This window comes from Roseivirga thermotolerans (genome assembly GCF_014653175.1).
Lineage (GTDB): Bacteria > Bacteroidota > Bacteroidia > Cytophagales > Cyclobacteriaceae > Roseivirga > Roseivirga thermotolerans.
In genome coordinates this window covers 1,265,507-1,277,018 of the sequence record NZ_BNAG01000001.1, presented here as the reverse complement: position 1 = coordinate 1,277,018, position 11,512 = coordinate 1,265,507, and the positions used below count along the sequence as shown (strand labels likewise).

Annotated in this window: 8 protein-coding genes, 2 tRNA genes and 1 pseudogene; all 11 read right to left on the bottom strand. The window is 44.4% G+C overall.

Features of this window, described 5'->3' with window-relative positions; all coding sequences use genetic code 11:
• Window positions 1-32: 32 nt before the first annotated feature.
• The 11 genes and pseudogenes from prmA to IE164_RS05455 all read right to left on the bottom strand — a co-directional run bounded on the left by prmA (window position 33) and on the right by IE164_RS05455 (window position 11,436).
• The gene (gene prmA / locus IE164_RS05500; protein ID WP_189629169.1) at window positions 33-866 is read right to left on the bottom strand and encodes a 50S ribosomal protein L11 methyltransferase; all 834 of its coding nucleotides are present in this window, start codon (window positions 864-866) and stop codon (window positions 33-35) included.
• Complete coding sequence (gene tpiA, locus IE164_RS05495) at window positions 866-1,627, bottom strand: triose-phosphate isomerase (RefSeq protein WP_189629168.1); 762 nt, start codon at window positions 1,625-1,627, stop codon at window positions 866-868. Before tpiA ends, prmA begins: the two co-directional genes overlap by 1 nt.
• Window positions 1,628-1,720: 93 nt before the next feature.
• Window positions 1,721-4,180, bottom strand: a complete 2,460-nt coding sequence (locus IE164_RS05490; RefSeq protein ID WP_189629167.1) for an ABC transporter permease — start codon at window positions 4,178-4,180, stop codon at window positions 1,721-1,723.
• A gap of 48 nt (window positions 4,181-4,228) precedes the next feature.
• A pseudogene (locus tag IE164_RS18635) lies at window positions 4,229-4,402 on the bottom strand (permease prefix domain 2-containing transporter); the annotation flags it as partial.
• Window positions 4,399-4,728 (bottom strand): PadR family transcriptional regulator, encoded by a 330-nt coding sequence (locus tag IE164_RS05485; protein ID WP_189629166.1) that lies wholly within the window; start codon window positions 4,726-4,728, stop codon window positions 4,399-4,401. The gene IE164_RS05485 and the pseudogene IE164_RS18635, both read right to left, overlap by 4 nt.
• Window positions 4,729-4,834: 106 nt before the next feature.
• A complete protein-coding gene (locus IE164_RS05480; RefSeq protein WP_189629165.1) occupies window positions 4,835-7,312 on the bottom strand; it encodes a TonB-dependent receptor in 2,478 nt (825 codons plus the stop codon).
• On the bottom strand, window positions 7,293-8,651 hold the full coding sequence (locus tag IE164_RS05475) for an HTTM domain-containing protein (RefSeq protein ID WP_189629164.1): 1,359 nt from the start codon (window positions 8,649-8,651) through the stop codon (window positions 7,293-7,295). The genes IE164_RS05480 and IE164_RS05475 overlap by 20 nt, the downstream gene beginning before the upstream one ends.
• A complete protein-coding gene (locus tag IE164_RS05470; protein ID WP_229838533.1) occupies window positions 8,651-9,760 on the bottom strand; it encodes an imelysin family protein in 1,110 nt (369 codons plus the stop codon). The genes IE164_RS05475 and IE164_RS05470 overlap by 1 nt, the downstream gene beginning before the upstream one ends.
• Before the next feature lie 22 nt (window positions 9,761-9,782).
• Entirely contained in the window at window positions 9,783-11,015 is a 1,233-nt protein-coding gene (locus IE164_RS05465) for a DUF4856 domain-containing protein (protein WP_189629163.1), read from the bottom strand.
• Window positions 11,016-11,159: 144 nt separating this feature from the next.
• Window positions 11,160-11,243 (bottom strand) — tRNA-Leu (locus IE164_RS05460).
• A 120-nt stretch (window positions 11,244-11,363) separates the two neighbouring features.
• Window positions 11,364-11,436, bottom strand: a tRNA-Gly gene (locus tag IE164_RS05455).
• Window positions 11,437-11,512 lie beyond the last annotated feature (76 nt).

Sequence of the window (11,512 nt, the reverse complement as noted above, 5' to 3'; positions counted from 1 at the left end):
AAGAACGAATAATTAAGGATATTCTTGAGCGATTACTCCACTTTCTCAAGAACTAACGCAACCCAGTTTTTCTCGGTTGTAGATTTTACCTCTTTTAACCCCAATGAGGTTGCTTTTTCCATTATTCTGGCCTTATCGGTGTCGTAGAATCCACTCAAGAACAAATGTCCTTCCGGGCTTAGTAGTTTGTTATACTCCTCCATTTCATCGAGAAGTACATGAGTGTTAATGTTTGCCAGTATGATTTCGTAGCTCTCACCGAGCCGTAGTTCATGAATGGTACCTTGTTTCACAAAAGCCGGTTCTATATTATTAAGGCCAAAGTTTTCCAAAGCGTTTTCAATACACCAATCGTCAATATCGGTAGCCGCCACGGAAAGGGCTCCCAGCTTGGCGGCCATAATGGCTAAAATACCGGTTCCCGAGCCTACATCCAGTACCTTTTTACCTTTGTGGTCTACCGTCAACTGAAGTGCCAGCAATTGGTGAGTAGTTTCGTGGTGGCCGGTGCCAAAAGACATTTGTGGGTTAATAATAATCTCGTAAGGCACCTGAGGCTTGGCTTCGTGAAAGGTGGCTCTTACATAAATCTGATCTCCAACAGCTATTGGGTCATAATTTTTCTCCCATTCCTCGTTCCAGTTTTCTTTAGGTATTTTCTTGAGTTCGTACCAAATTCTGGTCTGTTTTCTATACCGGTTAAAGAGCGTTTGCAAAGCAGGGTGGCTAAACAACTCTTCCTGAATATAGGCTTCGAAACCTACTTCCGTATCCATAAAGGTTTCAAAATCCAGTTCGCCCATTTCTGCAATGAGTATTTCTCGAAATGGCGGGTCGCAGTGAACGTTTATCTGTATAAAGTCCATTAGTACGACTTAGCAATTTGAATAAAGTCGCGTGCCTTCAGAGAGGCACCACCTATCAATCCTCCGTCCACATCGGGCTGGGCCAAAAGTTCTGCAGCATTATCGGGCTTCATCGAGCCACCATAAAGTATGGATACCTGACCGGCTACCTGTTCTCCAAACTGACCGGCCAACGAGGCTCTAATACTCTGGTGCATTTCCTGTGCCTGATCTGAAGAAGCAGTTACTCCAGTGCCAATGGCCCAAATAGGCTCATAGGCAATTACTACTTTGCTCATCTCCTCGGCCGAAAGTTCATACAAGCTTTCTTTCAGCTGGTTGTTTACAAAACCTACATGCTCTCCTGCCTCGCGCGTAGCAAGACTTTCCCCGCAACAGAAAATGGGAGTCAACCCTTTATTTAAGGCCAACTTGACCCGTGCCGCCAGTTGAGCGTTCGTTTCGTGGTGATATTCTCTGCGCTCACTATGGCCTAAAATCACATATCCTGCACCCACTGACTTAATCATATCGGCCGAAATATCGCCAGTGTATGCACCTGACTCATGTTCGCTCATGTTTTGAGCGCCCAGAAATACACGATCGGCAGATTTTAGTATGGCAGCAACCTGAGACAAATGAATGGCCGGAGTGCACAATACCAGCGACACTCCTGAGGGAACTTCGTCTTGAGCAATGTTTACCACCTCAGAGGCCAATGCAAGCCCTTCTGAAAGGGTTTTATTCATTTTCCAGTTTCCTGCTATAATCTTTCTTCTCATGTTATTTCTGTTTGGACTCAAAGATAGGGCTCTTCAAAAAATTTGTTCCACGGCCAGAAATAAATTTAAGGCTACGATTGCACGAAATGCGACTTACTCATTTCTGATAGCATGCACAGGATTGCGTATAGCTGCTCTAAGGCTTTGATAACTCACAGTAAGCAAGCTGATTCCAATAGCAAGAATAGCCGATAAGACAAATACCCAAAGGGGTAAATCAATACGATAGGAAAAGTCTTGAAGCCACCTGTTCATGGCGTACCAGGCCAGTGGTGTAGCCAAAAGTATGGCCAACAGCACCAACCGTAAAAATCCGGCAGAAAGGCTAACGGAAATATTAAATACACTGGCTCCCAATATTTTTCGGATACTAACTTCTTTGGATCGCCTCTGAACATTGAAAGCCGCCAAACCGAAAAGTCCAAGGCAGGCAATGAATACTGAGAGGAGGGTGAAAATGATAAACATTTTACTGAGACGTTGCTCTGTGTCATAAGTCGTAGCAAAGGAATCGTCCATAAAGTAATAATCAAAGGGCTGACCATCTGCCACGCTGGCCCAGTGCTGTTCTACCTTCTCAAGGGTTTTGGAATAATCAGTTGTCTCTAATTTTATCATCATTCGATTGGCTTCCTTACCCAATACCAGACTTAACCCGTCAATACTGTTGCGAAGAGTCTCAAAATGAAAGTTTTTCACTACTCCAATCACAGTAGAAAATTCCATATTCTCCTTGTCTTCACGCTTAAAGTCTTGCGTTAGTCTTAGCCCAATAGCAGATTGGGGTGTTTTACCCAACATGGCAACAGCGGCCTCGTTGAGAATGACTGTGCTCGAATCGGTTTTTAACTTGTCGTCAAAATCTCTACCGGCCACAAGCTCAAGGCCTAAGGTACGCAGGTAGTCAAAGTCTACCTCCCACTGACCAATTATTATTGCTTTATCTGGTTCAAACACATGACCTTCAGGAAAATAGGTGAGTCCGCTGCGGGCCGAAGGTGTTGGTAAATAGCTGCTCAATGACACGCTTTTTACGTTAGATAATTTTTCTATTTCCTGTTTTAGAGTAAGGGCATTATTGCCAAGTACTTGCACATCGTTGAGTACAACTACCTGCTCCTTCTTAAAACCCAGATCTTTATTTCTGATAAAGGAAAGCTGCTGAAATACCACCAAAGTACTGGCGATAAGAAACACCGACACCATAAACTGCACAATTACGAGCAAGCTCCTAATATGAGCCCCATTGGACGGTTGAACCCCTTGCCCTTTGAGTGCTTTTATAGGGGAAAATCGGGAAAGAAAAAGAGCCGGATAACTACCTGAAAGCGATGATAATACCAGGGTAGCAACCAGAAGCACTGCCCAAAACTGCCATTGACCTGCCGGAATTTCGAGCGAGCGATTGGATAGGTAGTTGAAATAGGGCAAGACCAAAAAACTAAGCAAAAGCGCCAAAACCATGGAAAGGAAAGACACCAAACCGGATTCTACCAGAAACTGATGAACAAGGCTTTTTCTATGAGAACCCAATGTTTTTCGAATACCCACCTCTTTAACTCTGTTGAGCGACCGAGCCGTAGAAAGGTTAGTAAAGTTTACACTGGCCAAAAAGATGAGCAGCAGACCTATGAAGCTTAAAATATAAACGTCTTTAATATCACCATTCAGGCTAAACTCACCAGAAATATTAGGCGATTTGAGGTGGATATCTGTGAGTGCTATGGACTCAAAACGCATGTAGTTTCCTGTGGTCCTTTCTTGTTCCTGAGCGCTTTCAATTGTAAGCCCGGGGATAAACTGCATGGCCCAGGGAATAAGGTAGCGCTCCTTAACAGTAGCCAGGTAGTCATCCAGTTGTGCCTTAGTGGCTTCGGGATTTAGTTTTATAAAGGTGGGAAAGTTCCAATTGTTCCAGGCAGGACTGTCATAATCATCAAAACTGTTTATGGAGATTAAAACAGTGTAATCTCTAAATAATGAGTTTTTGGGGAAATCATCTATTATGCCCCTGACCCAATATTTTTGGTCGTTGTCAAGAATCATTATTTGCCCTACGGCCTCATGGATAGAAAAATGTTTCTCAGCAGCACTCTTTGTGAGCACAAGACTATTCACTTCCGACAGCGCAGAATGTGGGTCGCCATACAGCAAGTCTATCCCAAAAAAACTAAAAAAGGCGGAGTCAGCTCCCACCACCTGTTCTTCCTTTACATTGTGCGTTGCATTCTCCGAACGAATAAATATGCTGTTGGTATGCCGAAAGCGTGTTATACTCTCTGCATGTGGAAAGTCACGAAGCATAACATTGGCCAGCGGGCCTGATACGGCTGCATATTCATTGACTTCCCCCGCAATTTTGTTGTCTATATTAACTCTAAAAATTCGTTCAGAATCAGCAAAAGAACGATTAAAACTGAGCTCAAAATGAATGAACAAACCAATAATGAGTGCCCCTGCCATACCAATGGACAGGCCAAGTATGTTGAGAGATGAAAAGAATGGCTGCCGGAGTAAGTTCCGCCAGGAAACTTTAAGATAATTGCTAAACATGATTGTTGTATTTGAATAATTGACCTTAATAAATGACTTCACAAAACCCGGCCTAAAACACCGGAGCACTAACCAATAGAAGTAGACTTTGGCCCAAAACCCTGACCGGGGCATACGCTTCTCGAAAACCTCAACTAAATCGCCTTCTATCTCTTCTAAGTAGTCTTCGCGACAAAACCAGCGCAAAAATTTAAGTGCATATTTGGGAGGAAAATGATTCATTGACCAAAGGAGATGTTGGGTATTTGGCGATAAATGCCGGTTCTAAGCTCATAATTGATATCCAGAGCCTTTTTTCCTGCCGCGGTAAGGGCATAAAGCTTCTTGCGTCTCCCCCCACGTTCGTTTGTTATACCCCCATAACTAGAGGTAACAAATCCTTTACCCTCCAATCGCTTAAGCGCTACATGAATGGCGCTAATGTTGAGTTTTCGGTTGAGCTGTTGCTCCAGCTTTTCCAGAATCAACACCCCATAGGCCGCCTGATGATAAGCGGCAACCATAAGCAAAACCAACTCTTCAAATTCTCCCAAAGTACGATCTGACATAGCCTACTATTTACTTAACAAAAGTAAAAGTAATTATTATTTTCATATTTGTTAAGTAAATAAAAGAAAAGTCTAAGGCTCCATGTAAAAAGCGCCTTAGAATGAACTACAACTTCAGCTGCAAAGTAAAATAGTAGGCTCTTGGGTCTGAAGGTATAATACCCGGTCCGGGGTATCCGGTGGCTCTGCGTGTAAAATATCGCTCGTTCAGTAAATTGTTTATTCCCGATTCAATTTTCCAGCGCCCCAGGGTACAGGACATGGACAGATCCATTACACTGTAGGCCGGTATTTCTCCGATCACACCGTTTCGGGCATCACCCTCTTCAGGCACTGCCGAGTTTTGTACATCGGTAAACTGCTCGGTGAGGTGAGTAAACTGCAGGCTCAAAAGTAGATTGTTATATCCTGCGCTCAGCCCCGTTTTGAGGTTAACGGTGGGAATAAACTCCACCTTTTTGCCTACCACATTGTTCTCTTCAGACGCTAAATATTCTGAACTGGTAAAAGCTGCATTCACAAACCAATTGAGCTTAAATTGGTTAGCATCGAGTTGAAGTGTTCTTGCCAGATTCCAGTCGGCAAAAGTTTCCAGTCCGTAAATAAATGCCTTACCAATGTTCTTTCTCACCCTGTTGGCCCTGTCGTCCAGAATAATGCCAATGCGGTCGTTATACAGCAGGCCAAAGCCGCCCAAATCGTATGAAACAGTTTCGTTCCACTTGCCCCTAAGTCCGAAATCGGCCGTAAATCCTGTTTCGTCCCTAATTTCGGGGTCTATGATAAACGTAGGGTTCACCGTACGAATATCACTAAACGTTACGGAGCGGTAGTTTTGAGAAAGATTGGCATACACCTCCAAATTATCTGAGTGATCGTAACTTAGGCCCAAACCCAGCAGAAGAAAGCTCCTATTGAGTTCCCGGTTGTCTTGTAGTGTACGGTTGGAAATTGGATTGCCGGCATTGTCGAAATTGACTTGCGTATAAGTACCCTGGCTTTCCGTTTTAATATACTCCAGGCGAAAGCCTGGGGTAAGCGATAAACGGTTGTTTAGGTAAAAGATATTTTCTCCAAACAGGGATACATTGAGGTTTGGAAACAGAAAGTCTGATTGATTGGGGTAATCGGGAAACTCCTGCCTGGCAAAATTAAAATCGGCCCCTACCCCTAACGACCCGGGGCCTTGCTGCGACCGATTTTCTGCCTTGTAAAATTTTGTACCAATGAGAAAAACAGCATTTTTTTCCCCCAGCTTATAGCGCGTAAGCAGCCTAGACTCCAGACCCCAATTATTAAAGTCTCCCCTAATAAGATCCCGAGGAGTCACATAGGTACCATCATTGTTTTGCTCGTCCAGCTCCGACACGGGGTTTGAATTCAACTGGGTAGGGTTACCTCTAAATCCTACGGAGTTTCTGGAAGCATCAAGCCCAAAGAGGTTCAGGCTAAAGTCTGTATTACCTGAAAACTTATGTTCCAGCTTTAAGGCCATTAGGTTCCATTGCACTTCAAACCAATTGCGTTCCCGGTTGCTAAAATTGGGGTTCCTGTTGAACTGGGTATCAGTAAGGCCCCCGGCCTGTTGTGCCAGGTAGTTTAGATGGGTATAGTCGAACGACAGTCGGGTATTTTCATTGAGTTGGTAGTTCATATTCGCAAAGAAATTCTTTGAATCGAACCCCGAATTAGGCCGGAACCCATCGCCCGTCTTATAGTTAAAGTAGGCATAGTAACTAAACTTTCCCGTGGTTCCGGAAAGGCTGTTAAAGCTGGTAAAGAGATTAAAAGACCCAACAGTTTGCCGGCTTGTCAGCTCCACTTTCTTCTTAGGGTTTGGCTCTTTCATTTTAAAATTAATCAGGCCACCAAACTGCGTTCCATACTGAAGGGAGGCCGCTCCTCGGATTACTTGTATTTCACTCAATGCTTCGGCCGGAGGGGTGTAGTAGCTTTCGGGATATCCCAACACATCGGCACTTATATCATAACCATTTTGACGGGTGTTGAAGTTAGATGTTCGGTTGGGATCTAACCCACGACCACCCACACTAAGTTGTAAGCCGGCATCGACACTTTCATATATGTTGAGCCCTACTACCTGAGCATATACCTGCCGGGCATTGTTGGTGGCCAGGTTTCCCAATGCCTTATCGAGCAATACCACTTCAGATTTTTTCCCGGCATATATAGCGGTACCTTCCACCGGCTTCAGTCGGTTTATGCTGAATATCTTTTCTCTCTCTTGAGCAATAACCACCTCTGACAATTCCTGAGTTATTTCCTGAAGACGGAAGTCTACCTCCAAATTGGCACTTGCCACGGTAACTTTGCGCTCAATTACTTTGTAGGAAAACGAGTAGGCCACGAGGCTATAGGTGCCGGGTTTCAGGTTGGGTATTTCGTACTCGCCTTTTTCATTGGTTCGGGCAATGTACTGAGTCTCCTCATTATATACCTCGGCCACAGGCACCGGCAAACCTGTTGCTCCGTCTACAACCTTTCCTTTAATGCTGTATTGTGCCCAAGCGTTGGCTCCACAACACAGTGCCAACATAAGTAAACTATAAGCCCTTAATTTCATCTTCGAATGGTAAAATCCAGTCTTTGTGTTTAAACGATTCTTGCTGTTGTGTGAGGTCTACTTTAGGATCTATGTATGGCCTGCTTCTACGCCCATTCAGGGCTACATAGCTTTCCACAAAAACACCTAAATTCTTATGGCCCTGAGCTTCGAAATGTTGCTTTAGAAAGTGTGCATATTCCAATATAAAGTCTGGCTGAGTGGCCATTTGTTTTTCCTGAAATGGGGTTAAGAAATCGGCATTATTGACATAAAAACGTTGGCCACTCTCTTTATCTACTACCTTGAAACTGGCATAACCTGCTTTTTCCATAAGCATTACGCGCCACGAAAACCTGTAGCCTTCTTCTGTCCAGAACAGCTCTCCGGGATAGAGGTAATGACGAAAAGGAATGAGCAACTGCAACACAAAAAAGGGCACCAAAACAATTTTTGCCAATTGCATTTTGGTAGGTGCCATTACCAGCCCATTGTCGCACTTTGCTTTGTTTACCCGAATTAACCGAGCCAAAACGCTTAGCATTTTATGGTGCCATTGCGCATTAAAAAATATAGTTGCGCTCACTATCATTATGTATGGAAACATGCCTATAGGAAACAACACACGAGTAAGCACATGAAAGACCACTACGGCCAAAAATGCCCACGGTCTGGTTCTTTTATAGAGCAAAAGAAAGGGGATGGTTAAATCGTACAGTGCCCCAAGCCAGCTAAAGGTATAGTGAGCCCACTCTTGCTGTAGCCACTGCCCCAAAAAAGGAATATCGAATTTGGAGGGCAGCCAAATTTTAAGCGGCATGGCATGAATTAGCCAATCGCTATTGAGCTTGGCCAATCCTGCATAGAAATAAACTATGCCGAGCAATAATTTCACGGAGTCTAAACTCCACTGAGGCACATACTGCACCGGTTTTGCATAACCCAGCCGAACATCGAGCGAGAAATACCTGTGTGCCGGCAGGAAAATCATGAGAAAAGAAAGAAGACTGATGAAGTAGTAGTGGTTGAGATAGGTGGTTTTGTCCATGAGCTCTATGTAAGTAAAGCTCAGAAAGAAGGTAATGATGGCTAACCTATAGCGATAACCTGCCGCAACGGCAAGGGCTGCCATTGCGCAAAGAGCAAAAAGCAGGTAGGTATAACTGCCAAGTGGTTTCACAAATTCAAAACCATAATAAGAGAAGAAAAAACGCGGCTGAATGTATAGCTTATCAATCCAACCATAGCTCCAAAACCTCACAATGCTCAGAAACATCATGACACCAAAGAAAATGCGAAAGACTGCCAATGGGGCAGCCTCTGCATTTTTATCGATATAGCCTTGGAATCGGGAAAGCATTAATCTCCGTCTGCATCCACAAAATCTACCTGAATACTCAATGCCTGGAACATGTCTACCTTCAAAAGCACCACAACCTTCTGAAGTTCATCGTAGGTTTCGAGCATAGACACATTGTTATCATCTATTTGAGCTGCAAAATCGCTGTTGAGCATTTCGGCTTTTTGCCGGGCCAAGTTCAGTTGCGAATTGATCAGCGCACTTAAATCTTCACCTTCTTTTATGGTGTTCAGATAGTCAAGATAGTGTGCGAAACTTTTGCCCGTGTTGGAGCTGCCCGTACCATTAAAAAAGTCTTGTACAGCATCGAGCGATTCCAAAAAGAGCAATTTACTTTTTCCACTAAAACGAGCCTCCACTTTTTCAGGTAGTCGCGATGTTGAAAAGACTCCGGCAGGGATTCCCACTTTACCGGCCCTCAGGCTCTTCTCGTAGTAGAACATAAAATCATTGGCTAGTTTATTGAGCGAACTGGTAGCCGAAGAACCATTGTTGGCCACAAAAGTATCCCGATAACCTGAGGTCCAATGATTGAGTACTTCTGAGGCCAGATTATGCAGTCTTTCTACTAACTGTTGAAGATACTCCTTGTGTGCCGGAGTACTAAGAATGGCCACCGTGCCTTCATCGGTGTCGGCCTTACCATAAAGCAGATAATCCAGGGCAGGAAACCCTTGTTCATCGTTGGTAGAGGGCAACTCCAAGTTGTAGCTACCCGTGTTTATGTTTTCATCGATTTTTTGAATATCGGCCGGATAAATGTTAGTGAAGTTCCTCAATGACACCGATTCCGCTTTGCCAATCTCGAACATGCTCACTCGTTGCCAGTCCAGGTAGGCTTCCAGCCAGGCCTCTCTCACATCGGCCAACAGATCTGCAGAAGATGTCTGGCCAAAAGTGGTAATCGCAGCCTTTAAATCAGTCAGGCTTTCCACATAGTCCTGATAGTTGGGAATGATGATGTTGTCCGCCCAGTTCACCAGAATTTCAGACCGATCGAAATCATCAATAGGTTCTTCCGTACTGGGGTCTGAATCTGAACAGGCCACTGCACCCATCAGCATGAAAACCCATAACGTCCACAGTTTCTTCACTCCTCTCACTACCATCTTCGCTTTTATATTTATGTGATTAGTTTCCTGCCTGAGCTACCGTAAAGTCAAACTTTGCGGCTATTTGGCCCGATACATTATCCAGTGTGGTTGCATCTACATCCCAGAAACCGTTGGTAGAACCATATACGGCCTGAATAAACCCATCTACCTCGGCCTTGGTAAAGTAAGGCATGTCTCCCTGAGGCTGACGTGTGAACCTCAAGCTGTACAGGAACCCGAAACCTTCGGAAAGGTCGTGAAACGCGGTACCATAGGCTGGAGGATCTTGAGCCAACGCATTTTTACCCTGCTGAAGATAGTATATGGCTCTAATGGCAATTACTTCTGAAAGTTTTTGCCGAACAATGGCCGCCTGTGCATCTCTTACCTCATACTCACCAGCCACTATTGCGGCACGGCCCAGCTTAAGAGCATCGTATACCTCTTGTGCTATACCGGCAAAATCAGGATCGCCTTCCACTCTGCCCAGGTACTTGTTCAAAAAGGCATCGGAAGAACCGATAGTGGCTACAGGATCGGCAGCATTGGCAGCTGTACCAAACAAATAACCATAGGCTTCATCCCACTTATGTTCCATAGTGGTATACATCTTCCCTTCAACCAATACTTCATTGTCATTGTTTGCACGGTTATCGGCTTCATCTAACACAGAAACCGACAAGTAATTGTTAAGCATTTGATCGAGCATAAGGGCACCGATAAGTCCCTTATTTACGGCCTGATCATATTCAAGACCTTTGCCATTCACGTAACGAGTGGATGAACCATCGGCCAATTGACCGGGATTGCCCGGAGTGGCTATTTGATTTTCTGCAGGAAACACCTCCGACACCTGCGCACTGATCCAGCCTTCAAAGTCGGCTTTGATTTGAGCAGCCTCGGTGGCGTTGGTAAAGAAATAGTCTTTAGATGCCCCCGTTTTACTTCTTACGCTTTTGGTAGAAGCATTTAGGTCTGCATTGCTGAAAGGATTGGCATCTCCACCATTGGCCGTTTCGTTTCTGAACATTTCCAACAACAACGCTTCTGTGCTATTGTCAAAATCTTTCATGGCACTTACCAATTCAGTGGCCATTTGTATTCGGGTAGTTTGTCCACTAAATGAAACCGTTGACTGTCCATTCCTCTCAAATGTATATGTGGCAGGAGCCTCAACAGTTGGCAGGGTATCATCACTATCGCTGCAAGCAGCTACGGTTAAAATCACTGTCAATAGGCCTAAACCATACAATCTTCTCAATCCTTTCATCTCTATTCTTATTTAGATTAATTCTAAAGAGTCGCAAATATATAGGGCGACTTTCACATAGACAATCATTAGTTGCAGTAAAATGAAGATGTAAGGTTTGAGGAGGGTTTAAAACAAAAGCCCCGCTTTTCAGCAGGGCTTCTGTACCAGAGGCGGGACTTGAACCCGCACGACCAAAAGGTCACAAGATTTTAAGTCTTGCGTGTCTACCAATTCCACCACTCCGGCTTCAACTACATGGTAGTTGTAATATTCTTAATATACTCTCTGCCCACTCCGGACTTTGAATAGTCAAATGCCACAGGCCTTAAACTAAAAAAGCGTGTCAAACACGCTTTTTAGCCTCAGAGCGAGAGACGGGATTCGAACCCGCGACCCCGACCTTGGCAAGGTCGTGCTCTACCAACTGAGCTACTCTCGCTTATTATTTCAATCCACTGAACCGCTCTTCTCGCGATTGGGAGTGCAAATTTAACCAAGGGTTATGAATATGCAAC

What these genes read in the sequence shown, in the direction of transcription:
- IE164_RS05480 (WP_189629165.1), bottom strand. Translation starts at nt 7,312, where the DNA reads ATGAAATTAAGGGCTTATAGTTTACTTATGTTGGCACTGTGTTGTGGA.
- tpiA (WP_189629168.1), bottom strand. Translation starts at nt 1,627, where the DNA reads ATGAGAAGAAAGATTATAGCAGGAAACTGGAAAATGAATAAAACCCTT.
- IE164_RS05485 (WP_189629166.1), bottom strand. Translation starts at nt 4,728, where the DNA reads ATGTCAGATCGTACTTTGGGAGAATTTGAAGAGTTGGTTTTGCTTATG.
- IE164_RS05470 (WP_229838533.1), bottom strand. Translation starts at nt 9,760, where the DNA reads ATGGTAGTGAGAGGAGTGAAGAAACTGTGGACGTTATGGGTTTTCATG.
- IE164_RS05490 (WP_189629167.1), bottom strand. Translation starts at nt 4,180, where the DNA reads ATGTTTAGCAATTATCTTAAAGTTTCCTGGCGGAACTTACTCCGGCAG.
- IE164_RS05465 (WP_189629163.1), bottom strand. Translation starts at nt 11,015, where the DNA reads ATGAAAGGATTGAGAAGATTGTATGGTTTAGGCCTATTGACAGTGATT.
- IE164_RS05475 (WP_189629164.1), bottom strand. Translation starts at nt 8,651, where the DNA reads ATGCTTTCCCGATTCCAAGGCTATATCGATAAAAATGCAGAGGCTGCC.
- prmA (WP_189629169.1), bottom strand. Translation starts at nt 866, where the DNA reads ATGGACTTTATACAGATAAACGTTCACTGCGACCCGCCATTTCGAGAA.